Raw genomic sequence first — 26724 nt, 5'->3', positions numbered from 1 at the left:
AACGGGATGACTATCCCCGAAAATACAAACTGTTATGAACATTAAACCTTCTCCGGCGGATAAGAACAAGTTACTGAGCGTGAAAGCGGCTGAGTTTTACAAAAGTCTCAGCCGTGCGGCGGCAGGCGCCTGCGATGAGGGCGAACTGCTGGATGCCCTCTGCCGTCTGTCGGCGGAGCTGATGGGCTACGAAGCGGCATGGGCGGGCTTCATTGTTGAATTCACCGATAAGCGCATCATCCCCTCCTCATATTCCGGCGAATACGAAGACTACATAAACCCCCACGAAATATGTATATGCTGCAACGACCCCAACTGCGGTCCCGTGGGCGAGGCTGTGATCAAGGAGCACGAAGTCGCCGTGAACGACATCTCCGCAATGGAAGACTTCTCCTTCTGGCAGTACAAAACACTGGAATGCGGTATCAATTCCTTCTGCTCGATTCCCGTAAAAACAGGCGGCAAGGTTACAGCGGTGTTCACCGTTCTCAGCCGTGAAAAAAACCGGTTCTGCCCCGAGGAAATCAGCCTGCTGAAGGAGATAACCGAAGAGACCGCCGCCTGCATGAGCGCTGTCTCCGCCAGAAGCAGAATCATCGGAGCCGAATCAGGCAATAAAGATTTAATCGAAAAATTCGGCGTCCTCTTCAACAACACCTCTGACGCTATCTTTGTTCATGAAATGCCCGAAGATAACGTCCTCAGCGGCAGATTCATAGAGGTAAACAAATCCGCCTCCGAAAAACTCGGCTACACTCAGGAAGAGTTCATGAGCCTCAGCCCCGAGATACTTAACTACCCCTGCGGCAAGTTTGACATGGGGGAAACCTCTAAAATACTCCTCAAAACAGGACATGCGCATATAGAGGCACTCATAAAATGCAAATCCGGCGCGCTCCTTCCCGTGCGCATAAGCTGCCACACCTTCTCCATGGGCAAAAACAAATATATAGTCTCCATTGTTCGGGACATCACTGAGAAAATACGCACAATAAAACAGCTTAATCTGCTGAAAAACGCCATTGAACACAGCACTGTCTCTGTGGTGATAACCGATAAGGACGGCAGCATAGAGTACGTCAACCCCGTTTTTGAAAAATTCACAGGATACTCGGCAGACGAGGTTGTAGGGCAGAACCCCAGAATACTCAAATCCGATAAAATGGATCCTAAGGTCTTCATAGACCTGTGGGCGATGATCTCCGGCGGCAGAATATGGAAGGGCGAGTTCTGTAATAAAAAGAAGAGCGGCGAGCTCTACTGGGAATCTGCCATAATCTTCCCCGTGAAGGATCAGAGCGGGGAAATAGTAAACTACATCGGGCTCAAGGAAGACATCACCGACAAGAAAATCCTTGAGGAACAGGTGCGCCACGCCCAGAGGCTGAACATCATAGGAGAGATGGCGGGCAGCTTCGCCCACGATCTCAAAAACATAATCCTAGTCATAGGCGGGTTCGCAAACAGGCTTCAGAAAAAGCTGGATGAAAAATCCCCCGAACACGAGTACGTTGTGCATATAATGAAAGCGGTAACCAGAGCGGCGAAGCTCACAAACGGTCTGCTCACTTTCGGAAGAAAGCAGCCCAACCACCCTGAATGTCTGGAAATGAATATTCTTCTGCGGGAATATGTTGATCTGATAGAGAAGATAGTGGATGAGCACGTCAGTGTCGTTCTTCATCTCTCGGAGGAGCACATGCCCGTGATGGCGGACTACATACAGCTTGAACAGGTGCTGATGAACCTTGCCTCCAACGCCAAAGACGCCATGCCGGACGGCGGCACGCTCACCATAACATCATTCATAAAAGAATGCGCCGAAGGGAAATTTGCCTGTATTCTGTTTGAGGATACCGGCTGCGGAATGTCTCCGGAGATTAAAAACCGCATATTCGATCCGTTCTATACAACAAAAGACCCGGGCAAGGGAACGGGTCTCGGACTTTCAATAGTTTACGGCATCATAAGACAGCACGGCGGCGGCATAAGCTGCACCAGCGAGGAAGGGAAGGGAACCGTGTTTGAGATATGCCTTCCCCTGAGCACCCCGTATCAGGCGTAGTAAGCCGAAGCCACCTCAGAGAACAGATAGTCCCCAAGCTCCTTTCTGTCAGCATGCGAGGCATCGGCAGGGTCCATAATCCTCACCGACGCCGTCACCGAATCCATCCTGAAAAGCGACTCGAAATGAGGCTCAAACGCCATATCTCCGTACCAGCAGACCAGATCCCTGTTTTTTTCGCCGAATGGCTCGCCGTTTACGCTCTCGTATTTCAGGCATGCCGGATAAACCGGAACGCCTGCCTTCCTTGCGGATTCTATGAACGGCGCGCGGAAAGGAAGCACTCTTGAACCGTCGGTGCTTGTGCCTTCAGGAAACAGAACCACCGCAAAGCCCGCCTCCATCAGCGCTGCAAGCTCCTTAATCTCCTCCCTGAGGCGGGAGGCATTGCGCCGCTCCACAAAGTATGTTCCGCCCAGCTCCGCCATCATCCCCACAAACGGGGTTTCCCGCATATCCACGGATGAGACGAACACGAAGGGGCGCATGGACGCCATTATTATAATATCCAGATATGACATATGATTGCAGACAACCAGACAGCCGCCCGCTTTCTTAAGCCCTTCCTCCCCGCTGAAAACGGGCTTTAAACCAAGAGGCTTAAGCCCTGTACGGCAGAAAAAGGATGTATTGGCGTTCAGCGTCTTTCGTTTTTTAAGTTCGTCCCGCACAAAAAAGCACGTGAGCTTCCCTGTTATTATATGCAGGTATATGAGGAACTTAACAGCATACTTCCTCATTTTTCTTCTCCGTGAATTTCTTTCTGAACGATTCGTCCATGGTTTTTATATCAAGATATGTGAGGTAATCATAGCATTTAAAAGCCTTGTCGTAAGCCGGTTCTCCGCAGATAACTCCGCCCGCCTTGAAGTATGAGAGCATCAGCGGGGGAACAAGGTTCTCCGCTGCCTCACGGAACGGGGCAAAGCGCTTCTCCTGAATCATGTCCAGCATTTTGTGATACTTATCCGTGCGGAACTTCGCCTTAGGCATAGCCCTAAGTTCCTCCGGCGCCAGAAAGTTTTTTTCAAGGTAGTAGTGCACAAGGGCGATGGTGAGGTTGTCTGTGGTTTTAACGGATGAACATCCGAAAAGGCAGTCTGTGGCTGTTTCGCTTATGTATGTGCCTAACCCCTTCCAGAGAGCGGCTATTGTCGCTCCGCTGCGGTAGTCGGGATGTATGCACGCCCTGCCCAGTTCAAGCTTAACCCCGGGAAGAGACACTATGTTATCCATCTTAAACTCGGAGCAGGAGTAAAACTTATCGCTGAAAAGGGAGCTGTTCAGCCTGTACGTGCCGATTATCTGCCCCGCCTCCTTATCTATGACAACTAAGTGATCGAACTGAAAGTCATATTTATCAACGTCCTTCCCGCGGAAGCGCTTCTTTTCCAGCAGCTCGCGGTAAAAAACTTCGTGGCGCAGGCGGAGAACATCGCCGAGCTCGTCTCCGTTTTCCACAGTCTTAACAAGATATTTGCGTGAATCCAAACTAATTGTGACATTCGGTCTGTAGGTTCTCAGGCGGAACCTGAACTTTTTGGAGAGCTCCTGAAGAAAATCCGCGGCTTTTCTGATTTTTCCTTTCTTAACAGCATTCATTCTGCCACTCCGTATGTTTTCTTATGTCAGGAGGATATTATTTTGTTGTCAGGAATTATTGCGTCCGTTGTAAGAAATTCTTCAAATAAAATAAACCTGACATTTGTTTTACACAGTTGCGACATAAAACTGACAAAGGGGGCTTATAGAAAACATTAGCAAACAGATGACAATACATAGGAGAAAACAAATGGCAAAAGCAGATTTGCACTGTCACTCCAAATATTCCAACCACCCGACAGAATGGTTTCTACAGAGACTGGGCTCCGCCGAATCATACACAGAACCCGAATACATATACCGCACCATGAAAGACAGAGGGATGGACTTTGTTACCGTCACAGACCATAACAAGATGGAGGCTTCTCTCATTCTCAATGAGAAATACCCCGAAGACACCTTCACCGGAGTGGAATCCACCGTGTACTTCCCTGAGGACGGCTGCAAGATACACTGCCTCGTCTACGGACTCAATGAAAGCCAGTTCGCGATGATACAGAAAATACGGCGTGATATTTACGATTTCCGTGACTACATAAAAGAACAGAACATCGCCTACTCGGTCGCCCACGCCACATACTCAGTGAACAGCAGGCTCAATATTGAACACCTTGAAAAGCTTGTACTCCTCTTTGATGTTTTTGAGGGGATAAACGGCGGACGGGGCAAACTTCACAACACAACATGGGTAAACGCCCTTGAGGGGCTCTCTCCCGATAAAATAGACGACCTCACCGCCAAGCATAAAATTAAGACCTTCGGTTCGTGCCCGTGGATAAAGGGCTTCACCGGAGGCTCTGACGACCATGCGGGTCTGTTCCTCGGCAACACCTACACAATCACAAAAGCGGCGTCACCGCAGGAGTTTCTGGAAAAAATAAGAACCAAGCAGACCAGACACTCCGGAAACTACAGCAGCTTTCACTCCCTTGCCTTCACAGTTTACAAAATAGCCTACGACTTCACCCGAAATCACAAAAACATGGCGGGCGCTCAGGGGCTCTTCAACAATATAACCTCATACATTTTTGAAGACAAAAAGCCCACTCTCCTTGAACGCCTTAAGCTGAAGAGCATGAAGATGCGCAAATCCGCAGACGGAAGCAAGGTAAAACGTCTTGTGACCGAGCTCATAGAGGATGTGCGCGGTCTCACGGACGGCAATATAAACCGCAAGCTCTCCGTTGTTTATGAAAAAGCAACAGATATTGCCGACGAATACACCAAGATGGCTCTCTCAGGGCTCACCGGAGACGCGAAAAACTACAGACCGGAAGAGCTGGTACGCAGTGTTACCTCCTCTCTGCCGGGAATATTCTTAAGCGTTCCTTTCTTCACCTCCTTCGGGCATATGTATAAGGATCGCCACCTTGTGGATGAGATAGAGCAGCGCTTCTCCGTACGCTCCGGCAGAGCAAAGAAGAAGATACTCTGGTTCACGGATACCATCACCGACCTTAACGGAGTCTCGGTCACTCTGCGCACCATAGGCAGACTGGCGCACGAGCAGGGGTACGACCTCAAAATAATCTCCTGCCTCACTGAGGACGAGATAGACCACCGCCTGCCTCCGAACTATGTGAACCTTAAGCCCATATACTCATTTTCCATGCCGTACTACGAAAAGCTCACTGTGAAGATACCCTCCGTGCTCAAGGCGCTTGAGGATATTTATGCCTTCGATCCCGATGAAGTGTACATCTCCACCCCGGGACCGGTGGGACTGGTGGGGCTTCTGGCGGCAAAGCTGCTCAATGTGAAGAGTTCAGGCATATACCACACCGACTTCACCAAGGAAGTTTATGAAATAACCTCCAACGACTCCCTCAAGGTACTTGTGGAAACTTACACCCGTTGGTTCTTTGACTCCGTCTCAGAGCTTAAGACAACCTCAGCCGAATACATGAGCCTGCTTTCGGAACGGGGCATGGCGCGCCACAAAATGAGCGTCTTCCACAGGGGAATAGACGCAAGGCTTTTCTGCCCGATGAAAAAGCAGGAGGAAGGCTTATTCACCCTCGCATACGCGGGCAGAATTTCTAAGGACAAAAACCTCGACTTCCTGCTTGAGCTTTTCGGCAGACTGAATGAGAAATACAGCAGTCTCCGTCTGGTGATGGCGGGTGACGGTCCCTATCTCGATGAATTAAAAAGCAAAACGGCTGGTATGCCTAACGTGGTTATTCTCAATGAAATAGAACATGCCAGAATGCCGGAGGTATATGCAATGGCGGATCTGTTTCTCTTCCCCAGCACAACGGACACCTTCGGCATGGTGGTTCTGGAGGCGCAGGCGTGCGGCGTTCCCGCCATTGTCTCCGATGAGGGCGGACCGAAGGAGATAATCGCCGATAAGGAAACCGGACTGGTCGCCTACGCGAACGATATGGAAGACTGGCTGCACAAGGCATCCCGAATGATAGATCTTGCGGCGGCAAAACCCGCAGAATACCGCAGGTTCTCAGAGGCGGCACGTTCAAGAGTCATGTCTGTGTTCAACTGGGACAAAGTGCTGCGTGATCTTTTCGCAAAGAATAAACCCGAAAGCCTCCCTGAAAAAAGCGATGGCAGGCTCAGGGAAATTTCCGCCTCGGTTGCCTGATGTCACTGAAGCTCAGCGATTTCCTCAGAAACACCGGAACCTTCCTCAAGGGCAGGGCGCCCGGGCAGGCAATAATACAGCTCACAGACCACTGCAACGCCAGATGCCCTCAATGCGGCATGCGTGTACAGGAGAAGTTTGACCGCCACCGCCTGAGCGATGAAAGACTTTTCGCCATGATAGACCGCGCTGCGGAAAACGGAGTAAACGCAATATCCTTTACCGGAGGCGAGCCCTTCCTCCACACCGATACTCTGATAAACTGTGTAAACCGTTCATCCGAAAACGGCATAAAATTTATCCGCACAGGCACAAACGCCTATTTCCTCACAGGGCATGACAAGCCCGACTTCACCGATAAAGTGAAACGCATGGCGGAGAGGATAGCCGCAACGAAGCTTTACACGATCTGGTTCAGTCTGGACACGTGGAACGCAGAGCTTCACGAGGAAATGCGGGGGCTCAGGGGCGTTGTAAAAGGTATGGAAAAGGCGCTGCCTATCTTTGCCGAATACGGAATATATCCTTCTGCCAATCTCGGCATAAACAGGAATGTCTCCTTCGGGGACATTCCTGAGTTGACCTCCGGCGAATCAAAGGCTGTTTTCAGGGAAAGCTTTATGGAAGGATTCAGGCGCTTCTACTCCTTTGCGGAGAATCTGGGGTTTACCATTGTCAACGCCTGTTATCCCATGAGCGCTGACGGAAATACCGTCTACAGGGCGGAATCCGCAGACCGCATAGTAAAATTTACTGTAGAGGAGAAGATCGAGCTGTTCACAGCTCTTTCTGAAGCCATACCCGAATACCGCTCTCGCCTCAGGATATTCACTCCCCGTTCCTCCCTGCTGAGCCTTCTGAGACAATACAAAGGAGATGAAACCGCCGACTACGGATGCAGAGGCGGCATAGACTTCTTCTACATAGACGGGAAAAACGGTCACGCTCACCCCTGCGGCTTCAGAGAGGGAGAGGACATGGGAGCGTATGAACAGTTTGAGGCAAAAGGCTTCGGTATCAAAGCATCCTGCCGCAAGTGCGACTGGGAATGTTTCCGTGATCCCTCAACCCTTCTGGGACCTGTGACGGAGTTTTTTGAACATCCGGCGGGGCTCTTAAGCCGCTTCGCCAACGACAGGGAATTTTTCCGCCTTTGGCTTGAGGACATACGCTACTATTCCGCCTGCGGTTTCTTCAACGGAAGAGAGAAGCCGGACTTCACCAAAATGTCACGTTTTAAAACCACAAAATAGCCTTCAAAAAACCTCTTTCTTTCGGTTTTCCCTAATTCTGTTGACTTTTATAACAGGAAATCTTACAACATCACCATTTGAACGAGGTATTTTTTAGATGAACACCGAAACCACTGTGAGCATTATAAACGAAATAAGAAAACTTTCCCGCTATCTGGACAAATATTCAAAATACCTCAGCAACAAGTATCATATCACGCTTCCGCAGCTCCTCTGTCTGAATGAGCTCCGTGCAGAGCCTGAGCTGAACCTCACTGAGCTTACCAGACGCCTGAACCTCAACAACAGCGCAATCACAGGCATAATAGACAGGCTGGAGCTTAAGAACTATGTTCAGAGGGTTAAAACCGGAAAAGACAGAAGAGCAATCCACCTCCGCCTCACTGAGGAAGGGAAAATCTTTGCGGAAAAATCGCTGCAGATATTTGATCATGACTGTTTTTTTGACAATACAAAGGTAACGGAGCAGGAAACAGGGGATCTTCTCCAGAATCTGGGCAAGATAATCAGCCTGCTTGATCCCGAAGTTAAAAAGATAGACCTGTAAAATAGGCTTTTTATATTCTAAACTTTTTAGGGAAACTTTTTTTACGGCAAAAAAGTTTCCCTAACCCTTCAAAAAACCGAATATTATTCAAAGCTTTTGTACTCTTTCAAAAATCTGGTTTCTTTGGGAAGAGTTTGAGAAGACCTTTCTTTTTCATTAAAGAAAGGTCTTCTCAAGTATCTTAATGCGGCTTTTCTTCCTGAAAAGCTTACTTCACTGCTTTCAGCAGTTCGTCTATCTTGGCTCTGTTGGCTTTTACGAATTTTTCGGCGCTTTTCTTGGGGTCCATGCCGTTTTTGTTGTCCACAAGGGCGCTGCTGAGATCAATCTGCTTCCAGTCGAATTTACTTAAGAAAGTGTAGACTTCGGGCATATCCTTATCCAGACCCTTTCTCACGACTGTGTTGATTGTTTCCGCACCGCCGAATATTTTATCCGGATCATCGAGTATCTTAAGATCCCATTCGCCGAACATCCAGTGGGGCTGCCAGCCGGGAACGACTATCCATTCCTTTCTTTTAATGGCGTTTGAGAGCGAGGCTACCATTATCGCATCGCTGCCGGAGACATATTCAAACTTGCCGATGCCTGCGGTATTTTTTGCTATAGCTTCCTCAGCGGCTTTTGACATGCCCGCGCCGGGATCGATACCGATTATTTTCCCTCTGAATTTGTCTATGTTCGCGCCCATCTCTCTGACAGAGTTGATTGTGACATAAGCTGGAACAACAAAACCGAGCTTGGCGTCAACATAGTTGGGACCGAGGTCGACTATTTTTTCTTTGTACTTAGTGTAAAGATCCGCATGGGTAACGGGCAGCCAAGCGCAGAGAAGAGCATCGGAATCACCCTCCGCAACCGAAGCCCACATGGCGGCGTTTGCCACTGAGCTGGTTTTGACATCGTATCCCATCTCCTCAAGCAATACCCCCGCCACATGGGTTATGGCAACGGCTCTTGCCCATTCCACATATACAAGCTCCACCCTTTCCTTAGCCTGTGCCGCACCCGTGAAAATCACGAGACTGAGCAGCGCCGCTGTAAATAACTTTGTAATCTTCTTCATAAGTTTCCTCCTTTTATTGATAATGCTGAATTTTCCATCCATGGAAATTCAGCATACACGCTCACGCCGCAGTGAATGCGGCTTCGCTTCGCACGGCGCAGTTCCATACTTGGAACTGTAGTTGCGTTTCCGCAAACGCCATGTATTGATAATGCTGAATTTTCCATCCATGGAAATTCAGCATACACGCTCACGCCGCAGTGAATGCGGCTTCGCTTCGCACGGCGCAGTTCCATACTTGGAACTGTAGTTGCGTTTCCGCAAACGCCATGTATTGATAATGCTGAATTTTCCATCCATGGAAATTCAGCATACACGCTCACGCCGCAGTGAATGCGGCTTCGCTTCGCACGGCGCAGTTCCATACTTGGAACTGTTTTAACAGCGTCAACCCGCACATTCTGCCTGATTGACGCATAAGAGATTACTTCACTTCGTTCGCAATGACCGCGAAATAACACTGAGCAATCCTCTATTTCTTTTTAACTGCTGTTCTCTGCGTGACCCTGTCAAGGATCATCGCAATGATCACCACCGCAATACCCGCCTCAAAGCCTCTGCCCATCCAGAGTCTCTGTATAGCTCTCCAGACCTCTCCGCCAAGTCCTCCCGCGCCGATCATAGCGGCGATAACCACCATGGAGAGCGCCAGCATGATTGTCTGGTTCACGCCCGCCATTATGGTAGGCATGGCAAGGGGAAGCTGAAGCTTGAACAGCTTCTGCTTTTTGGTTGAGCCGAACGCATCCGCAGCCTCAATGAGCTCTGAGGGAACCTGACTTATTCCGAGACAGGTGAGCCTTATGGACGGAGGCATAGCGAATATCACAGTCGTAAAAATGGCAGACACGGGACCCAGACCGAAAAACGGAATAGCGGGAATCAGATAAACGAAAGCGGGCATAGTCTGCATGAAGTCGAGCAGAGGCATAAGCACCCTGTTGAACGGTCTGTAGAGCGCCGCCATAATACCCAAAGGTATGCCCACGGCAATTGATACCAGAGTCGCCGACAGCACGAGAGCAAGAGTTGAGACTGTTGCGTTCCAAAGTCCCAGATTCAGTATAAACAGCAAGCCCGCCACACTGCCTATGGCTATTTTTCTGCCTGAAAACTTAAACAGAAGCCCGCCGACAACGGCGATGAACAATATGGGATGAAAAAACAGCATCCCGTCTATGAGGTTATCCAGAGCGGTTTCCGTTATATCAGACACTGCCCTTGTGAAATCGGAGAAATGCTCAGTGGTAAAATCGATAAATTTTTCAATTATATCCCCGAGGGGAAACTTCGGTATGCTATCCATTGCCTACGCCACCTTCAAATGATAGCGCGGAGAGGAGCGAACCCCTCACAACAGCGCCTTTCAGCACGCCCTTTTCGTCCACAACGGCTATGGGAAACTTAGCCGCCGTGAAAAGCCCGCTTATGTTCTCATCCGGCAGAGCGCTCACAACATCTCTGTCCAGAACCTCTTCCAGAGTCTTATGATTAAGCTCCGCCGCCTTGCGCACGTCCTTCACATGGACTATGCCCATGAACTGCCTTTCCCTGTTAACCACCATGACGGACGATATACCCGCCTCCTTCATCTTAAGAAGCGCAGACTTGGGACCGTCCTTCGGATAGGTTACGGCGAAGGGTTTTATCATCACGCTGGAAACGGTAAGAACCTTGGAAAGATCCACATTCTCCACAAACTTTTCCACGTACATGTTTGCGGGGTTTGTGAGTATCTCCTCGGGTTCGCCTATCTGCACCACACGCCCGTCCTTCATCAGGACAATCCTGTCGCCCAGCTTCAGAGCCTCGTCCAGATCATGGGTGATGAAAACTATAGTCTTGTTAACCCTCGCCTGAAGAGAGAGCAGTTCATCCTGCATCTCACGCTTTATCAGCGGATCAAGAGCGCTGAACGCCTCGTCCATGAGCAGAATGTCCGGCTCCACGGCAAGGGCTCTGGCAAGTCCCACCCTCTGCTGCATACCGCCGCTGAGGTTTTCGGGATAATACTCCTCCCAACCCTTTAAACCCACAAGCTCAAGGGAGTCCGCCGCACGCTTAAGCCTCTCCTCCTTGGGCACATTCTGCACCTCAAGCCCGTAAGCGGCGTTTTCGATGACACTTTTGTGAGGGAAGAGTGCGAAGCGCTGGAAAACCATACCGAACTTTTTTGAGCGCAGTTCCCGCAGCTGATCCTTGTTAAAGCGGGTGATGTCCTGCCCATCGATGGTGATCACGCCCTCTGTTGGCTCTATGAGCCTGTTAAGGCAGCGTATCAGCGTGGATTTGCCCGAGCCGGAAAGCCCCATAACCACAAGAATCTCCCCCTCTTTTACTGAGAAGGACACATTGTCAAGTCCCACGGCAGCGCCGTGCTTCTTCATAATCTCCTCTTTTCCCTTGCCCTTTTTCATGTCATTAATGGCATGGGAGACATTTTCACCGAAGAGTTTATAAAGGTTTTTAACCTCAATTTTACACATAATACCTTGTCCTTATCAAATATGAATAACTGAATATTGGTTATTGCTATATTTGATATATAAAGCATTTTTATACGCAAGATCAAGTCTTTTATTCCGCTTGCAGGAAGAATGTTCTTATTTATAAACAGATTAAACAAGTGCGGAAACAGCTTTCAGAGTGAATAAGAAAAACCCTTCTTCCCGATGCCTCGGAAAGAAGGGAAGCTGTAAGGAGAAGTCTATGAGGGGAAGTTCTGCCTGCCGCTTATGAAGCGGAGGGTTTCTTTTTTTCTGTTGTCGGGACAGGCGTCAATACAGTCACCGCAGTTGTGGCACAGGAGGCTGCTGCCGTCTGTCACAGGGTCAAGCCCCATAGGGCATACCTTTCTGCATGAGCCGCACATGGAGCAGCTTTCAGCCGTTCTTTTCAGGTGCATCCCCCGCTCCGTCTTAAACAGAGATAGGAATGTTCCCGTGGGGCAGAAAAGCCTGCACCAGAAGAAAGGGAAAAGCACAAACTCGGCGGTTATCAGCGCTAAGATAAACACCAGCTCAAATGTGACATATCGGAATTTAACCAGCACAAGCGCCTGTGATGATATGACACCCGGAGCTGATATAAGGTTCAAAAGAGGAATGCCCGCAACTCCGGCAAGGGCGATAAAACATACGAGAATAATAAGCCTCTGGTTCTCTGTCCGCCTTTTGGCGGCGGGAGAATAAACTGGAAAGCTCTTTTTCATGCCGAGTTTTTTCTTAATGAAGCTCACACCCTCGGCTATGAAATGATAGGGGCACATCCATGAGCACCACACACGCCCCGCCAGCAGCATCAGCAGTATCGGTATCACAACCGAGAGCGCCATGTAAACATTCACTGATTTCGACGACATCGCCGCCTGAAAAACAGCGATCGGATCCGCCGCCGCCGCGCTGCCCACATCAATGGAATAAAAGGTTCCCTTGATGAAATATATCTCAAACATGTTCAGCAGCGGGATGATGAACATCATCAAAAAAACCGCAGTCTGCACGAGCCGCCTGTATTTTTTTATTCTACTCTGTCCAGCCATCTATCTTATCCGTGGTTTCATAATCAAATTTGAACTCAGGCTTTTCGCCCGCCGTGTCTATGCTCATTTTTTTCTTTATGGCGTCGTCCCCGCTGTATCCTTCGGCTTCCTCAGCCTTTTTGAAATTTTTGCGGGAGCGCTGATAATAAAGCCCTGCCAAGTCTTCGTTCCCCATTCCGGCGGGAATAATGCTTATGGACTTCGGATCGGTGGGACATTTCTCCACACAGATTCCGCAGCCCGTGCATTTGTCGGTTATCACGGGGAGTAGAAACTGCTCCATCCTGATCGCCTCATCCGTGTAGGGGCAGGTGTTGTAACATGTGGAGCAGATGGTGGCGAACCCTTGGGTTCCGCCTGCGTTTTCGTCCTTTACGTAGAGGTAGTTCAGGCACTTGTCCTGCTCTATGTAGGCAAGACCCATGCGCACCTTTTCAGGCTCCTTAAGCTTGGGATCAAGGGCTCCAGTGGGGCACACGGAGGGGCAGAGCATGCAGAGATAGCATGCCCTCTCATCAGCGTATATGTACGGGGTTCCGATCTGGAGCCTGTCGAAGAGATCCGCTCTTTTAACGGATTCGTAAGGACAGACCTCGATACACCTCGCACAGCGGATGCAGAGCTCCATGAACCTCTCTTCCGTCACCGCGCCGGGCGGACGGAGTCTGTTTCGTTTGAAGTAACCCTTGAACGGGTTTTTGCTGAGGTAGTTTTTTACCTTTTCACGAAGACTCATACAGCTTTGCCGTTTTTTGTCCTCGCGCTTTTAAAAAATTCACCGAGCTCAGGGGACTGCGCACTCTCTGAAAGAAGCTTTTCCGTCTCCTCTCCGAAGTACATGTAATGGTGAGCTATATCTTTTATGCTGCTTTCTTTTTTCAGCCTGTCCGTGATAGCTTCCAGCTCTTTGCTGTCTTCGGTCTCTATGGAGACCACGGCGCTGCGCCCATCCTCCGAAAAGGTGTGAACTTCTATCTGCGGACAGGTTTTAAGCACTTCAAGCGCCGCTTCCTTTTTTCCGTCTTCAAAATTGATGATGCTGCCTGTGAATATCATAATAAATTCTCCTTACAAGGCAGGATCCGCCTCAGGTCGAAGAGGCGGATCCGAAGAGATGGAGGTTTAAGCGAAAGGAGCGTTTACGTCACTGATTATGTATTTGTCGGCAACGTCTTTCGGTCCGCTTATTTTGTTAATGCGCACAGCGGCTACCTTGTACTCAGGTTCCTTTGAGTCGGGGTCAACCACGTCATTGCACACAAAGTTAATCATTCTTGCCATTGCCTGATCATGCCAAGGAACAAAGGCAACACCCGGGAGAGTCCCTTTTGTTATTCTTGCGGGCATAGAACTTCTGCCCCTTCTGCTCACGATCTCCACCATGTCCCCTGCGGTTATACCGAGCTGTTTTGCATCATCCGGATGCAGTTCTATATATGCGTTCGGGTGAGTTCTCGCTATTTCGGGAATACGCATTGTCATGGTTCCCGTGTGCCACTGCTCCACGACTCTTCCTGTAGTGAGGAAGAAGGGAAAATCCTTGTCGGGCATTTCACCGGGACCTTCATAGGGGCGGAGGAAAAGATTCAGCTTGCCCTCCTTCTTCGCATCCGCATAAAAGTAGACCTGAGCGCTGTCGGGAATATTGCCTTTTTCCGCCGGATGCTCAAACATCGGGTCAAGCCCTCTGACATAGCGTCTCTCCGTTCCCGGGTGCTCCACGGACGGGCAGGGCCACTGGAGACCCGCCTTCTCTTTTTTCAGTCTGTCGTATGTGGCGCCCCAGAGAGTGTGTTCGGTATCCTTTGTCACTGTTATATAATCTGTCCATGCCTGCTCGTTTGCCTTCATGGAATCATTGCCGTTCCATGGAATGAGCTTTTCAAAGCCCATTCTTTTGGCTATCTGCGCGACTATCCACAGGTCGGGCTTAGCCTGCCCTATGGGTTCCACGGCTTTTTCCGTAAGCTGGCTTCTGCGTTCGGAGCAGCCGAATACGCCGCCTTTTTCATAGAGGAAAGCGGCAGGAAGTATCACATCCGCGAGCTGGGTTGTTCTCGTGGGGAAAATATCCAGAACCACCAAAAAGCTGTCCTGCATACCCCTGATATATTTATTGAGATTGGGCAGAGACTGAGCTGGGTTGGTGGTGCTGACCAGCATGCCTTTTACAGGTTTCTCAGCATCGCTCTCAGCGCCGAGTTTTTCAAACATCAGCATGGTGTGGAACCCGGGCTTGGGGTCTATTGTACCTGCCGGAATGTCCCAAGCTTTTTCCACATGGGCACGCCATTTATCATTTGCCACCGGCTTAGTACCGGGCAGAAGGTGGGAGAGGGCGCCTGTTTCACGCACGCCGCCGCAGGCATTGGGCTGACCTGTAAGCGAGAAGGAATCCGCCCCGGGCTTGCCCATATTCCCCGTGATGATGTGAAGGTTATGCACAAGGTTGTTTGCCCACATCCCTCTTTTACGCTGGTTAAGACCCATACACCACATGGACATGGTAGCGCCGCTTGTGGCGAACCATTCCGCAGCCTTCACTATATGGTCTGCCGGACATCTGGTGAGCTTTTCCACCGCCTCGGGGGTGAACTGCGCGAGAAATTTTTTATACTCCTCAAAATCCACAACATCCTTGCCTGTAGTGATGCGGGCGTGTTTGGCGATGAAGTCCCTGTCGTGCAGGTTTTTGGTGATGATAACATTCGCCATAGCGTGGAAAACAGCAAGGTCTGTGCCCGGGTCATTCGGAAGCCAGAGATCGGCTATTTTTGATGTGCTGGTTCTTCTGGGTTCGCAGACGATTATCTTCACATCGGGGTTTTTCATTTTATGGCGCATTACCCTTCTGTAGATTACAGGGTGGCATTCGCTCATGTTTGAACCGGTGATGAAGATACATTTTGAGCTTTCTATGTCTGAATAGCTGCCCATGGGCTCATCTGAACCGAAGGTTGAGACATATCCCGCAACAGCGGACGCCATGCAGAGTCTGGGGTTTCCTTCCACCATGTTGCTGCGGAAGCCGCCTTTCCAGAGTTTGTTGAATGTGTATGTTTCTTCCGTGGTGCACTGACCGCTGCCGTAGTAAGCCACAGCGTCCTTGCCGTATTTGTCACGGAGGTATTTGAATTTATTTGCCACGAGATCAAGCGCCTCGTTCCATGAAGTCTCTTTGAATTTGCCGTCCTTCTGGCGGACAAGGGGCATTTTCAGCCTGTCCTTGTGGTACATACATTTAAAAGCGAGAAAACCCTTAACGCAGAGAAACCCGAAGTTTGTCTTGGCATCGGTGTTTCCTTTTATCGCGACCGCCTTGCCGTTTTTAACGCCCACATAAACACCGCAGCCTGTTCCGCAGAAACGGCATGCGCCTTTTACCCATTTATCAACATCCGCTTTTTCCTCCGCCTGCACGGCTTCGGGGAAAGAGATGCCCGCTGCCGCCGCTGCGCTCGCTGCGGCTGTAAGCTTTATAAAATCCCGTCTTGAAACATTCATAATAAATCTCCGTTATTTGTAGTCTTTCTGTTTATGTACGGTGAAAGTGTGAGCCGGATGACACATGGCGCATGGCTTGTCCGCCATGAAGTTGTTTTCCACCTGTTCTGCGTGGCAGCCCCGACAGGTTTCGTTTGCGGGAATTTTTTTGAAATTAAACTCGTCACCGTGACATACTCCGCACTTAACGCCTGTGAAGCCGTGTGCGCTCTCTTCCCATTGCTGAACCGTCTCGGGAGTCACCTCAGCATGGCACTCCATACAGTCCTTGTTCCCTATCTCCTCAGGATGCTTATCCGCATAAACGGCGAAAGCCGTGAGGAATAACGTCAGCGCGATGAAGCCGACCTTAATAAAATTAAACATTCTGGACCTCCTGATGTTTACTCTAGTGTTACTATAGATCCAAGAATGTTAAGGGGGTTTTAATCTTGTATATCGGCGGTTAAGATTGCAAAGCTGTTTCTTTACATTCTTTATGCCCTAGCAAATCAGTATGTTTCTGTTGAAAAAAGACAATTTTCGTCATGATTTATTGAACGCTGTTTGTATGGCGGGGTTTGGTAAAACTGTATTTAAAAAAATTACATGAGGAGCGGACGTTTTTCAGCCCGCCACAACACTGCGGGATACAACACGGTTGCGCCCCTCTCTTTTTGCCTGATAGAGAGCCTGATCCGCAGCCTTCATCATAACGCTTTCCCCTGCGTTCTCTTCGTATTCTGTAACGCCTATGCTGCATGTAACGCTGCCCACTATCATAAATTCATAGCCTGCCACAGCGGTGCGGAGCTTTTCAGCCAGCCTTACGGAACCCTCAAGATCGGTCTCGGGGCAGATAATAAGAAACTCCTCACCGCCCCAGCGCCCGATCGTGTCTGTTTTCCTGATGTTATTCCTGAGAACCTCTGCCGCCTCACGAAGAACTATGTCACCTGTCTGGTGACCGTAGCTGTCGTTTATAGACTTGAAGCCGTCAACATCTATAAGAATCACAGAAAGAGCGCAGCCGTAGCGCTCACATCTTTCAAGCTCTTTTCTGAAAACAGTGTCCAGCCTCAGCCTGTTGTAAAGTCCGGTGAGAGGGTCTGTGACGGAGAGCCTCTCCATCTGTTTCTTCACGGTTATGTCAGTGCTTACCGCAGTGTACCCGTTTATTCTGCCGCTTTTGCCGTATGTCGGCGATATGGTAGCGTAGATCCAGTAATCGTTCCCTTTTCCGCTGCGGTTTTTAAGCTCACCCTTCCATACATTGCCCCATGTTATGGTCTCCCAGAGATCTTTGTAGACTTCCCTGTCCATGTCAGGGTGAGAGAGTACGCTGTGCGTTCTGCCGATCAGCTCCTCACGTGGGAGCTCGGCGGCACGGCAGAAAGCCTCGCTCACGTAAAGTATCCTGCCGTTTAAGTCAGTTCTTGAAACTATGACATTTTTATCAACTATCTCAGTGTATTCAGAGAGCATCCGGTTCATTCTGTCCAGCGCGAGCTGAGCGTTCTTTATATCCGTGACATCCTGAAGAGTGCCTATGAGCGCAACAGGAGATCCGTTTTCTCCGGTTATTACGCTGCCCCGCATATGCACATGCCTGTGCTCCTGTCCGGGAATATTGAGAACATGCTCCTCACTGAACGCTTTTCTTTCTTTCAGGGCGCCGTCTATTACTTCCTTGATCCTGTCTCTGTCTCTTTTGCCCACAAACTCAAGGAAAAGCTCGAAAGAGGGGATTACGCTTCCGCTCTCAAGCCCCAGAATCCTGTAATGCTCATCTGACCAGACCATACGCCCCGTGCCGATCTCATAGCGCCAGCTTCCTATCTTCGCCAGCGCCTGAGCGTCATCCAGATCTTTCTTTGCCCTGTGAACCTCTTCGGCGTTGTTCATCAGCATCCGCTGGAGCGATTTCATCTCCGTGACATCCGCGAAGGCGCCTATTACGCCTGCCGGTTCGCCCGCGGAGTTTTTGAAGGCGCGTTTATAGATGATTACCTTTCTTCTGTTTCCACGCAGTGTGGTGAGATCAACTTCGTATTCGTGCATTCTGCCCGTGTCTTCCAGCGCAAGTTTGTCGTAGCTGCTCTGTATGTCCGACTGCTTGGCGTCAAGGAAATTGAAATCCCTGTGACCTATTATCTCATCCTTGGACTGCGCGCCCATAAATTCAAGGAAACGCTGATTGCAGCCGATGTATTTCAGGCTGCGATCCTTATAGAATACGGGGACAGGGAGATTTTCCAGCAAAACCTCAAGGAATCTGCCGTTGTCGTCCAGTCTTATTTCAAGCAGCTTTCTGTCTGTTATATCTATATGCAGACCCACAGCCCGCAAGGGTCTCCCGTCTTCACTGAAAATCGTTTTCGCAAAAGAGCTCACCCACCTGTATGAACCGTCCCTACATTTCATCCGGAATTCATAGGCAAGACGCTCTGATTCTCCGGAGAGCATTTTCCCCACTTCCACCGCCACCTTATCCCTGTCTGCCGCATGGAGCAGATCCCGCCATGACTGCGAGCTGCCCTTGATCTCCTTCTCATCGTAGCCGAGCATGGCTTTCCACTCGGGAGAGAAGCTGACCTCGTCCGTCAGAAGGTTCCAGTCCCAGAGACCAATGCCTGAGGCATCGACCGCGAGCTTGTACCTGCTCAGGTTTGCCTTCAGTTCGTCTGTTTCAGTGTAAAGATCTGTTATGTCACATATATAGCCTTGAAAATGAAGAGCCTTGCCGCTTTCGTCCCTTATAATTTTTGTAGAGTCAAAAACCCATCTCGCTCCTTTGTTTTTGGAAACTATGCGGTAAGGTTCATGGATAAAGCTTTCGACTCCGCTTTCAACCGAGCTTTTGACCTCTCCTATCACTCTGCCCAGATCCTCTTTATGTATAACAGAGACATACTTCACATAACCGGAGCAGAAATCTTCCGGTTCGTAGCCAAAAATCCGGCGGACATTGCCTGTGCAGAAGGTCACATCCCAGTTCAGGGTATTGTTCCAGCGGAATATTACAGTGGATCCCTCATCAAAAAGGGCGTAGAGGCTGTCCAGCTCCGTATTTCTGCTGCTGTAGTAGCTCAGGAAGCTTTCAAAGCCTTTTCGCATTATCAGGTAGAGGAGAATGAAAAGCAGAACTGAAAGGGAAAAAAAGAGGAATGTCTTCTCCGCTATAACCAGACGGGCATCAGTGACATCATAAAACGCCCTGAGCACAGCCGCCTCATGTCCCCTGAAGTTATTGAAAACAGCGCCGCGGCAGACTGCATAGATTTTAGAGCCTGACTCTATCATTTCTTTGTCAGTATCGGCATATTCCTCGATAAGAAGGGCATTTTCCCCGCCGGAATGGTATATCCTTCCTTCGGCTCCTGCGTCAGTGGGGCTGAGGCTGCTTTTGGCGACACTTATATACGGAATGAGCTCCGGCATGAACTCTCTGACTGTTTCATAAAAATACTGAGGCTCTATGCCCACCTCTATACTGCCCAGATGCCTGCCTTTGCTGTCTATCACCGGACGTATCACACGGTAATACAGCCCCCCCGCACCGACTTCAAAACCGTAAACCGGATGGAGACCGGAGTTCACCTCGCTCACTGAATCACGGTAGGCGCTCAGGCTGTCACCATATTTATCCGGCATGTGCATTCTCACGAATGAACGGGAATCCTGCGTATGAACGTGCATAATATTGAGATAGGGATTATTTCTTTTCAGCGCTTCGTATTTGGGAGTGAGTATTCTGATGACCTTTTCCCTGTCCTCAGCGGCAAGGGCGGCAGTGAACTCTTCGGAATCGGAAATTTCGGACAAACGGGTAAGATAAACCCTTGCCAGCCTTTTCAGGTGGTTCTCGAAAAGCATTACCATCTTTTTATCGGCTTCGGTTACCTTCGTTTCAAGAACACTTCTCTGTTCAAAATAAAGCAGAGAGGAAAAAACAAGCGCAAAGAATGCCAGAACCGACGCAAGGAGTATAGCTGTGTTTTTCCTTATACTTCTGATGGACTTAACCATAAAACCGCCCGTCTGCGGGGCGGAGTGCAAGCTCTTCTCAGCCCCGAAGTTGTATAATAAATGAAGCCCCGTCGGAAACCTTTTCGGCATGCACCGAGCCGCCGAAGCATTTGTCCGCTATATCGGAAGCCATGTACAGCCCCAAACCTCTGCCGGATCCGCACCCTTTGGTTGAAAAATAGGGTTCAAAAAGCCTGCCGAAGTTTTCATTACTTATGCCTGTTCCGTTGTCGGCAATTCTTATACAGTAATACCCCTCCGAGCGGAAATATTCAATATCCACATGAGATAAAATCTTCTTTTCACGAAGCTTTCTCTCCTGAACCGACTCGATGGCGTTGGTAATGAAAAACGAAATCAGATGACGGAACTCCCCGAGATCTCCTTTTATGCGCATTGCCTTTCCGTCCAGACAGCCGAAACTGCACTCCGCAAAGATTCCGCACTCGTACACGGGTCCCGCAAGGCTCAGGCTCTCGGCAGGCACAGTATCCAGCCCACGTTTTATCGTCATACGGATATTATTCTCCTTGAAATAAGGCTCATAAATCCTCGCGATGTCCACCAGTGCCTCGCAGAGGTCAAATACTGCGGACTGCTCTGTCCGCGCGAAAACCTTAGTGAAGTTGTCTATCGTTCCGGAAAGAGCCACAACCGAAGCCAGAGTTTCCTCAACCAGTTCATTGTCTTCCCTGTTCAGCGGGTATGAATCCTGAAGATGCTGAACCGTGGCGCAGAACGAGTTCATCGGCTGGCGCCAGTGGTGCGCTATGGAACGAAGAATCTCCGTCATGTTGTTCAGCCTCGTCTGCTTCGTTACCGCGGCTTCGCTCTCCTCTCTTCTCTTGATTTCAACATTAAGCTCCTCAACCTTCTGAGCCAGCGTGGAATCAGCCTTTTCAAGCTTTTTCTGGAGGAGATAGATTACCGCGACCGCCAGACTGCCGAAAATAAACATCAGAGAAACTGTCCACTGATTTTTCGCCATATGCGAACTGCGCAGCATATCAAGGTTCCGTACTATGCTCAGACCGCCCAGAACCTCCCCGGGACTGTAGCCGTCGTGGCAGTGCAGGCACTCCGCCTGAACAAAGAGCGGAGCGGCGTATCTGATGTAGTGGGATCCGTTGTCCTCTTCCCAGAGGTAGTATTCCTTCTGCCCCTGCTCAAACCTTTTCAGAGCCTCCGCTTCCCAAGGAGCCGGAGCGTTTTCCGGACGAAGAGGGTTATTTCCTGTGAGTTTGATCCGGATATTGATTCTGCGGCTGATTATTTCACCTATCTGCCTCGTCATATAGGCGGGGTTTACCATGGTCAGAAGCTCACCGCTTTCCGTACGCACATCCCTGTTGTCAACTTGAAGATAAGGGTTCGGCGGGCAGTCGTCGCTCACCGGAGCGTATATCCAGCCGAGCATGGCATTCCACTGCCTTGTGGCGAGAAGTATATCGTATATCTGCTTTGTCTGCGCCAGTGCTGAGTTTCTGAAAACGGTTCTTGCCCTGTAAAGCTCAAAGAGACATGCGGAAACAGCAAAAAAAGCAATAAGCAAAACGGGGATAAGGTATTTGAGTTTCATATTCTGCTCCCTATCATACCGGATTTTATGTTTTTGCCGGAAAAAGGCTTTCAGAAATAAATTTTCAGATGCGGCAGACTCTGTCTCTGCCTGAATTTTTCGCCTGATAAAGAGCTTTATCGGCACGGAGAAGAAGGGTGTCCGGCGTGTCCGATTCTTCGGACTGAGCTATGCCGAGGCTAACTGTGACCTGCTGAGGGTCTCTGTTTCCGAGGCTCCTTACCGCGGCTCTGATTCTTTCGGCGAGTATTACCGCGTCATCTGCGGCTGTCTCAGGGCAGAGAATAAGGAACTCTTCGCCGCCCCAGCGTCCGGCTATGTCGGAATTGCGCACTGTTTCCTTAAGTGCCGCAGCAATCTTCACCAGAACCTTGTCACCTTCCAGATGCCCGAATTTGTCATTGACCTCTTTGAAATGGTCAACATCAAACATTATAACAGAAAAAGGACGGACGTACCTTCTGGAACGCTCAAATTCCCCATAGTACCTTGAATCTATCATTGTCCTGTTGTAAAGTCCGGTGAGTACATCGGTCTGAGATGCTTTTTCAAGCCTTTTGTTCAGCTCTCTGAGCTTCATGTTCCATCTTATAAAAATAATCAGCAGGACGGCGGCAACGGCAAAAATCTGCATCAGAAGCCTGTAGTTTGCCGGAGTCTGCACGTTTATAGACACATGGCGGTTGATAATCTCCTCACGCTCGGCATTGGTTATTGTGGCTATGCCTTTATTGAGAATTCCGCGGAGCATCGATTTCTCCTTAACCACTCCCATGCGGAGATAGTTTTTGTATCCGGGCAGCCTGCCGGAGATCTTCAGATTGAAGAGCCCCTGTTTTTTTATGGTGTATGCCGCCATAATGAGAGAGCGCATTGTCATATCCGCCTTGCGGTCGGAGACCATGTTGAATGCGCCTATCTCAGAATCGGTGAGGATTATTTTCAGATTGGGGTAATCCCTGCGGATAAGCTCCTCCATTGCCGTTCCTTTCGGGAAGACTATGGTTTCATCAGGCAAATCGGCAGGGTCTGCTATGAAGGAATGCTCCTCACGGGTTACAAACACATTGGAATCTGTGAAGTGAGGTTCTGTGAAGATAAGCCACTCCTCCCGCTGAGGAGTGCTGTTCAGAAAGCTGAGCGCATCGCATCCGCCGCTTTTTGACAGAGCAAGGCTCTCATCCCAGTCTTTCGTCGGGACAAGGGTAAACGTTATGCCTGTGCGGCTGCTTATAAGCGCAAGGAGATCCGCCGCTATGCCCTCATGTTTCCCGTCTTCGTTTATCCGCTCGAAAGGAACCCAGTCAGGATCAACACAAAGACGCACTTCGGGATTGTTTTTTATGTATTCCTCTTCCGCAGAGGTAAATTCCAGAGCAAAAGCAGGGGAGCAGACGGACAGAAGGAGGATCAACAGCAGGAATCTTTTTAACACAGCGGCCTCTGCAATGAACTGCGCCGACAGAAAAATTCGGACGGCGTAAGTCTTGTATATGGTTAAAAAATACACCGTTTATGAATAATTGTCAATCAGACTGCGGGATTGGGGGGGCAAAGATTAAATTTATTGAGACACAGAGCCGACAGACAGTTCTAACTCTGTCCGCTTTGCAGTCTTTTGAATATTTCTTTATATACTTCTAAATTTTCTCTCTTCCCGATGCCGACAACAAACACCAGAAGCTCATCATCTATTACCTGATAGACGATTCTGACCTGCTTTTTATGGACATAGAGCTTATAACAGCCGTTCAGATCAATTCCTGCCTTGCTTCCCAGTGATTCGCCTTTGAAAGGATTGCTCCGAAGAGCCTGAAGCTGTTTAGCCACCAGTTTCTTTATGCTGCCGTCAAGCCTCCCTATATCCTCAACAGCTTTTTCAGAAAGAGAAACATTGTAGGTGCTACTCATCTTCTAAGCCCAGTCTTTTCAGTGCTTCGTCCAAAGGAACCTTTTCCGAATTTTTTCTTTCCTCAATAAGCTGAGCTATTTCAACATGTTCTGCCAAATCCATGACAGACTTCATAAGTTCGTATTCCTGTACAGGGAGTACAATCATCTCGGGATTATTGTTTCTCAGCACCACAACGCGGTTTTTATCTCTGAGGAGATCTGCGACTTTATTCATATTTCTTGAAAAGCTGCTGGCACTCATCATTTCATTAAGCTCATACTTTACACCATACATGCTGCACCTCTTACAGACAATATTACGCATAATTATACGTAATTCAATGTAAATATCAATTTAACAATTTATGTTTATTCTGTTGGAGAAAATCACAAACTCAATTTATAATATCGCATGAAAGAAATCGAACTCATAATCAGCAGCCTGATAGTTATAGCAGGCTGGATATTCAACGGTTGGTGGTCATCTAAAAGAGCTGTTCAGGATGATAAAAGAAAAATAATTACAAGCCATTTAATTGATGCTTATAGAATATTAAACAATGAAGTCGCACACAGAAAATCAACTGAAGAACGTAATAAGAAACTTGAAAGTCTCATTGGAGCAATTCAATTATTTGGAAATGAAGAACAAATTGAGTTAGCTAAAAAGCTTGCATATGATATAGCCGAAGGCGGTATTTTTGAGCTTGACCCCTTGATCAACTCTTTAAGAGACAGCCTTAGAAAATCACTCAACTTAAAACACATTCAAGGCAATGTCACATGGGTTCGCTTTAATGACAATGATGTTAATAAAAGAAATCAAGACTAATGCCAATAATTCAATTATAAAAAATCAAGTCTTTTAAAAAGTGCCCGAAGCCGGAATCGAACCGGCACAGAATTAAATTCCGAGGGATTTTAAGTCCTTTTTTAAGCATTCACGACAATTCAGGATGACTTATTTAAGTGCATGTTATATTGCATTTTTTATCTTTTGTGGTATCGTTGAATTACGGAGAATTCACGGTGGTGTTTCTATTATTTTACAACATTTTTACAACACCACACATCACAGAGGCTTCAATGGCAATATTCAACAGATGCGAATGTCGAACCTTCAACAGTACACAGTCAAAAAACTGCAAATCATGCGGCGAGAAACTAAGCAAGAATTACTATATACAATATTCTATTGATGGAAAACGGAAAACCGAGAAAATCGGCGATAGCATCGGGTATGCTCGTGAAGCTCTGGCAAAACGTAAAACAGATGTACGTGAAAATCGTTTTTTTGGAATCACAAAAACTATTCTATGGAAAACCTTTTTTAATACTTACTACAAGGATTATTACAAAAACCATCTTACAGATTTTCACCGTGGACGCTTTGAGTCGGCAAGAGATTTCAAAGATTTTGACAAATCCATGAATAACATCAGCAGAACCGATATTGAAAACTATAGAAACTTTATCAATAACGGGAAGCGCTCGCCTGCCACGGTCAATAGATACCTTCAAGTAGTTAAATTCGCTTTCAACTATGCTGAATCATTGGAGCTGATAGACCGTAATCCAGTAAGAAAACTTCCAATGCTTCAGGAACAGCCAAAAGAAAGAAATGTCTTGAGCAGTGCAGATGAAAAAAAACTCCTTGCAGAATGTCGCAATTCCAGAAGTCCTATTCTTTATCATTTCGTTATGGTGGCTCTTTATACTGGCATGAGATACAGCGAGGTTATTAACCTTAAATGGAGCAACATCAGTTTTGAAGAAAACAGCATCAGAATTTACAAAACCAAGAATAACCAACCTAGAGAAATACCCATCATAAACTCTTTAAAACCCGTTTTAATCGAACTTCATTCCCTTACTGGCAAGTATGAATATATTTTCTCCCGCCCCACTGACGGACAAAGATTAAAGGATTTAAGCGGTGGTTTTGAAAAGGCTGTCGAACGTGCGCAACTGAACATCGTATTTCACGAACTAAGACATACAATGATAACCAGACTTGCGGCATCAGGAGCAAGTATCATCGAAATTCAGCAGATTTCAGGGCATAAAACCGCCAAGATGATTGAACGCTATACCCATGTAGGTCTGAAAGAATCTAAGCGTACCATAGAGCGTCTGGGGAGCTATTTAAGTGTTGAAGAGAATTAAATACTTCTGTTTCATATGGTGGATTAAAATTATTGGATCATTACGATACTGGCACCATAGAAGATTCTGCACCCGCCCTCCTGAATATTTTGATAGAATGGTTCTCAGACGAAGTAACGAGGCGGAAGAACTTGAGATAGATAATTTTGAACTTTTCAAACTTGGAACTCATAATTTTCATAATCTTACAGAAGCCCTTAATTACTTCAAACGTAAGATTAGTTTAGTTCTCGGTGAAGAAGAGATAGATTTATTTGATAGAACTTCAAATGCTGACCTTGAAAATATTTATTATAAAAGAACAGAAGGAGTTTCTATTGATGAATTAATGGCTGCCGAGAACCAAGAAATCATATACGGAGAAGAATACATACACCCTGAACACCCCTTAAACGTACAATTCGCATATGAGGCATTGATTCATCTTACACAAATTGAACGTAATATATCTTCTAATGTCGAACTGAGCATAATTGCAATGCTTGATGCCTTCTATAAAATGGAAATCCTGTCAGGGGCATTTGGGGCAAAAGAACTTAATTATGAAGATACGATATTCCAATATGTAAAAACACAAAGACAATGTAAGTCAAACGGTGGTCAACGTGACGGCTCTCCTGTAAATGAAGAACATGAACGCTGGAGACAAGAAGCTGAAAGTGTACGAAAAACTATTTTTGAACCTGATAATGATTCTGCTGTTGCAAGAATTGTTATTAAAAATCTTGACTTAAAGCGCTCTTTGGATACTGTCAGGAAAGTAATCAAACCTTAACCCTTTCTTTCCCTCCTTCACAAAAAACAGGAGGAAAGAAAGGTATCTGTTCGCCTTTCCATGGAGCTTATAAATAAAATTATGACAATTTATAAAATTGGCGTAATTTTATTTAGCGACCTT

The 26724-nt window shown here is 48.0% G+C and carries 22 protein-coding genes; 7 read left to right on the top strand and 15 right to left on the bottom strand.

The window, feature by feature from the left end:
- The first annotated feature begins 34 nt into the window (after positions 1–34).
- Positions 35–2065, top strand: a complete 2031-nt coding sequence (locus EP073_RS01140; protein ID WP_128465341.1) for a PAS domain S-box protein — start codon at positions 35–37, stop codon at positions 2063–2065.
- On the opposite strand, the gene EP073_RS01135 is transcribed toward EP073_RS01140, so the two are convergent.
- On the bottom strand, positions 2056–2805 hold the full coding sequence (locus EP073_RS01135) for a lysophospholipid acyltransferase family protein (protein ID WP_128465340.1): 750 nt from the start codon (positions 2803–2805) through the stop codon (positions 2056–2058). The genes EP073_RS01140 and EP073_RS01135 overlap by 10 nt on opposite strands.
- Positions 2786–3667, bottom strand: coding sequence for a GNAT family N-acetyltransferase (locus EP073_RS01130; protein WP_128465339.1), 882 nt, complete (start codon positions 3665–3667; stop codon positions 2786–2788). Before EP073_RS01130 ends, EP073_RS01135 begins: the two co-directional genes overlap by 20 nt.
- A 190-nt stretch (positions 3668–3857) precedes the next feature.
- Here EP073_RS01130 and EP073_RS01125 point away from each other — a divergent pair, with 190 nt between their 5' ends.
- From EP073_RS01125 to EP073_RS01115, 3 genes are all read left to right on the top strand, one after another.
- Positions 3858–6269 (top strand): glycosyltransferase, encoded by a 2412-nt coding sequence (locus EP073_RS01125; RefSeq protein WP_164885233.1) that lies wholly within the window; start codon positions 3858–3860, stop codon positions 6267–6269.
- On the top strand, positions 6269–7522 hold the full coding sequence (locus tag EP073_RS01120) for a radical SAM protein (RefSeq protein ID WP_128465337.1): 1254 nt from the start codon (positions 6269–6271) through the stop codon (positions 7520–7522). The genes EP073_RS01125 and EP073_RS01120 overlap by 1 nt, the downstream gene beginning before the upstream one ends.
- Before the next feature lie 97 nt (positions 7523–7619).
- Positions 7620–8069: a MarR family winged helix-turn-helix transcriptional regulator gene (locus EP073_RS01115; protein ID WP_128465336.1), complete on the top strand. Its 450-nt coding sequence runs from the start codon at positions 7620–7622 to the stop codon at positions 8067–8069.
- A gap of 208 nt (positions 8070–8277) precedes the next feature.
- On the opposite strand, the gene EP073_RS01110 is transcribed toward EP073_RS01115, so the two are convergent.
- The 13 genes from EP073_RS01110 to EP073_RS01045 all read right to left on the bottom strand — a co-directional run bounded on the left by EP073_RS01110 (position 8278) and on the right by EP073_RS01045 (position 23955).
- Positions 8278–9135 (bottom strand): glycine betaine ABC transporter substrate-binding protein, encoded by an 858-nt coding sequence (locus EP073_RS01110; protein WP_128465335.1) that lies wholly within the window; start codon positions 9133–9135, stop codon positions 8278–8280.
- Between the two features lie 472 nt (positions 9136–9607).
- Complete coding sequence (locus EP073_RS01100) at positions 9608–10441, bottom strand: ABC transporter permease (RefSeq protein WP_128465333.1); 834 nt, start codon at positions 10439–10441, stop codon at positions 9608–9610.
- Positions 10434–11621 carry a quaternary amine ABC transporter ATP-binding protein gene (locus EP073_RS01095; protein ID WP_128465332.1) on the bottom strand — a complete coding sequence of 396 codons (1188 nt, stop codon included), beginning with the start codon at positions 11619–11621 and terminating at the stop codon, positions 10434–10436. Before EP073_RS01095 ends, EP073_RS01100 begins: the two co-directional genes overlap by 8 nt.
- Before the next feature lie 221 nt (positions 11622–11842).
- Positions 11843–12676 carry a 4Fe-4S binding protein gene (locus EP073_RS01090; RefSeq protein WP_128465331.1) on the bottom strand — a complete coding sequence of 278 codons (834 nt, stop codon included), beginning with the start codon at positions 12674–12676 and terminating at the stop codon, positions 11843–11845.
- Positions 12660–13412: a 4Fe-4S dicluster domain-containing protein gene (locus EP073_RS01085; protein ID WP_128465330.1), complete on the bottom strand. Its 753-nt coding sequence runs from the start codon at positions 13410–13412 to the stop codon at positions 12660–12662. The genes EP073_RS01090 and EP073_RS01085 overlap by 17 nt, the downstream gene beginning before the upstream one ends.
- The gene (locus tag EP073_RS01080; protein ID WP_128465329.1) at positions 13409–13732 is read right to left on the bottom strand and encodes a chaperone NapD; all 324 of its coding nucleotides are present in this window, start codon (positions 13730–13732) and stop codon (positions 13409–13411) included. Before EP073_RS01080 ends, EP073_RS01085 begins: the two co-directional genes overlap by 4 nt.
- A gap of 66 nt (positions 13733–13798) precedes the next feature.
- The gene (locus EP073_RS01075) at positions 13799–16180 is read right to left on the bottom strand and encodes a molybdopterin oxidoreductase family protein (protein ID WP_128465328.1); all 2382 of its coding nucleotides are present in this window, start codon (positions 16178–16180) and stop codon (positions 13799–13801) included.
- A gap of 12 nt (positions 16181–16192) precedes the next feature.
- Positions 16193–16546, bottom strand: coding sequence for a cytochrome c3 family protein (locus tag EP073_RS01070; protein ID WP_128465327.1), 354 nt, complete (start codon positions 16544–16546; stop codon positions 16193–16195).
- Between the two features lie 240 nt (positions 16547–16786).
- Positions 16787–20278 (bottom strand): PAS domain-containing protein, encoded by a 3492-nt coding sequence (locus tag EP073_RS01065; RefSeq protein ID WP_128465326.1) that lies wholly within the window; start codon positions 20276–20278, stop codon positions 16787–16789.
- Positions 20226–21767 (bottom strand): ATP-binding protein, encoded by a 1542-nt coding sequence (locus tag EP073_RS01060; RefSeq protein ID WP_128465325.1) that lies wholly within the window; start codon positions 21765–21767, stop codon positions 20226–20228. Before EP073_RS01060 ends, EP073_RS01065 begins: the two co-directional genes overlap by 53 nt.
- A gap of 64 nt (positions 21768–21831) precedes the next feature.
- Positions 21832–23202 carry a diguanylate cyclase gene (locus EP073_RS01055; protein ID WP_206617481.1) on the bottom strand — a complete coding sequence of 457 codons (1371 nt, stop codon included), beginning with the start codon at positions 23200–23202 and terminating at the stop codon, positions 21832–21834.
- A gap of 158 nt (positions 23203–23360) precedes the next feature.
- On the bottom strand, positions 23361–23678 hold the full coding sequence (locus EP073_RS01050) for a type II toxin-antitoxin system RelE family toxin (RefSeq protein WP_128465324.1): 318 nt from the start codon (positions 23676–23678) through the stop codon (positions 23361–23363).
- Positions 23671–23955 (bottom strand): type II toxin-antitoxin system Phd/YefM family antitoxin, encoded by a 285-nt coding sequence (locus EP073_RS01045; protein ID WP_164885232.1) that lies wholly within the window; start codon positions 23953–23955, stop codon positions 23671–23673. Before EP073_RS01045 ends, EP073_RS01050 begins: the two co-directional genes overlap by 8 nt.
- A gap of 117 nt (positions 23956–24072) precedes the next feature.
- Here EP073_RS01045 and EP073_RS01040 point away from each other — a divergent pair, with 117 nt between their 5' ends.
- The 3 genes from EP073_RS01040 to EP073_RS01030 all read left to right on the top strand — a co-directional run bounded on the left by EP073_RS01040 (position 24073) and on the right by EP073_RS01030 (position 26601).
- Positions 24073–24492 carry a hypothetical protein gene (locus EP073_RS01040; RefSeq protein WP_128465322.1) on the top strand — a complete coding sequence of 140 codons (420 nt, stop codon included), beginning with the start codon at positions 24073–24075 and terminating at the stop codon, positions 24490–24492.
- Positions 24493–24746: 254 nt separating this feature from the next.
- Positions 24747–25826: a tyrosine-type recombinase/integrase gene (locus EP073_RS01035; RefSeq protein WP_128465321.1), complete on the top strand. Its 1080-nt coding sequence runs from the start codon at positions 24747–24749 to the stop codon at positions 25824–25826.
- On the top strand, positions 25810–26601 hold the full coding sequence (locus EP073_RS01030) for a hypothetical protein (protein WP_128465320.1): 792 nt from the start codon (positions 25810–25812) through the stop codon (positions 26599–26601). Before EP073_RS01035 ends, EP073_RS01030 begins: the two co-directional genes overlap by 17 nt.
- Positions 26602–26724 lie beyond the last annotated feature (123 nt).

Source organism: Geovibrio thiophilus (assembly GCF_004087915.1).
Taxonomy (GTDB): domain Bacteria; phylum Chrysiogenota; class Deferribacteres; order Deferribacterales; family Geovibrionaceae; genus Geovibrio; species Geovibrio thiophilus.
Note: the sequence above shows the minus strand (reverse complement) of the source record. Positions and strands in the feature narration are given on the sequence as shown.

What these genes read in the sequence shown, in the direction of transcription:
- EP073_RS01070 (WP_128465327.1), bottom strand. Translation starts at nt 16,546, where the DNA reads ATGTTTAATTTTATTAAGGTCGGCTTCATCGCGCTGACGTTATTCCTC.
- EP073_RS01100 (WP_128465333.1), bottom strand. Translation starts at nt 10,441, where the DNA reads ATGGATAGCATACCGAAGTTTCCCCTCGGGGATATAATTGAAAAATTT.
- EP073_RS01115 (WP_128465336.1), top strand. Translation starts at nt 7,620, where the DNA reads ATGAACACCGAAACCACTGTGAGCATTATAAACGAAATAAGAAAACTT.
- EP073_RS01140 (WP_128465341.1), top strand. Translation starts at nt 35, where the DNA reads ATGAACATTAAACCTTCTCCGGCGGATAAGAACAAGTTACTGAGCGTG.
- EP073_RS01135 (WP_128465340.1), bottom strand. Translation starts at nt 2,805, where the DNA reads ATGAGGAAGTATGCTGTTAAGTTCCTCATATACCTGCATATAATAACA.
- EP073_RS01130 (WP_128465339.1), bottom strand. Translation starts at nt 3,667, where the DNA reads ATGAATGCTGTTAAGAAAGGAAAAATCAGAAAAGCCGCGGATTTTCTT.
- EP073_RS01125 (WP_164885233.1), top strand. Translation starts at nt 3,858, where the DNA reads ATGGCAAAAGCAGATTTGCACTGTCACTCCAAATATTCCAACCACCCG.
- EP073_RS01090 (WP_128465331.1), bottom strand. Translation starts at nt 12,676, where the DNA reads ATGGCTGGACAGAGTAGAATAAAAAAATACAGGCGGCTCGTGCAGACT.
- EP073_RS01080 (WP_128465329.1), bottom strand. Translation starts at nt 13,732, where the DNA reads ATGATATTCACAGGCAGCATCATCAATTTTGAAGACGGAAAAAAGGAA.
- EP073_RS01045 (WP_164885232.1), bottom strand. Translation starts at nt 23,955, where the DNA reads ATGTATGGTGTAAAGTATGAGCTTAATGAAATGATGAGTGCCAGCAGC.
- EP073_RS01120 (WP_128465337.1), top strand. Translation starts at nt 6,269, where the DNA reads ATGTCACTGAAGCTCAGCGATTTCCTCAGAAACACCGGAACCTTCCTC.
- EP073_RS01050 (WP_128465324.1), bottom strand. Translation starts at nt 23,678, where the DNA reads ATGAGTAGCACCTACAATGTTTCTCTTTCTGAAAAAGCTGTTGAGGAT.
- EP073_RS01060 (WP_128465325.1), bottom strand. Translation starts at nt 21,767, where the DNA reads ATGAAACTCAAATACCTTATCCCCGTTTTGCTTATTGCTTTTTTTGCT.
- EP073_RS01040 (WP_128465322.1), top strand. Translation starts at nt 24,073, where the DNA reads ATGAAAGAAATCGAACTCATAATCAGCAGCCTGATAGTTATAGCAGGC.
- EP073_RS01095 (WP_128465332.1), bottom strand. Translation starts at nt 11,621, where the DNA reads ATGTGTAAAATTGAGGTTAAAAACCTTTATAAACTCTTCGGTGAAAAT.
- EP073_RS01065 (WP_128465326.1), bottom strand. Translation starts at nt 20,278, where the DNA reads ATGCCGAAAAGGTTTCCGACGGGGCTTCATTTATTATACAACTTCGGG.
- EP073_RS01035 (WP_128465321.1), top strand. Translation starts at nt 24,747, where the DNA reads ATGGCAATATTCAACAGATGCGAATGTCGAACCTTCAACAGTACACAG.
- EP073_RS01075 (WP_128465328.1), bottom strand. Translation starts at nt 16,180, where the DNA reads ATGAATGTTTCAAGACGGGATTTTATAAAGCTTACAGCCGCAGCGAGC.
- EP073_RS01085 (WP_128465330.1), bottom strand. Translation starts at nt 13,412, where the DNA reads ATGAGTCTTCGTGAAAAGGTAAAAAACTACCTCAGCAAAAACCCGTTC.
- EP073_RS01110 (WP_128465335.1), bottom strand. Translation starts at nt 9,135, where the DNA reads ATGAAGAAGATTACAAAGTTATTTACAGCGGCGCTGCTCAGTCTCGTG.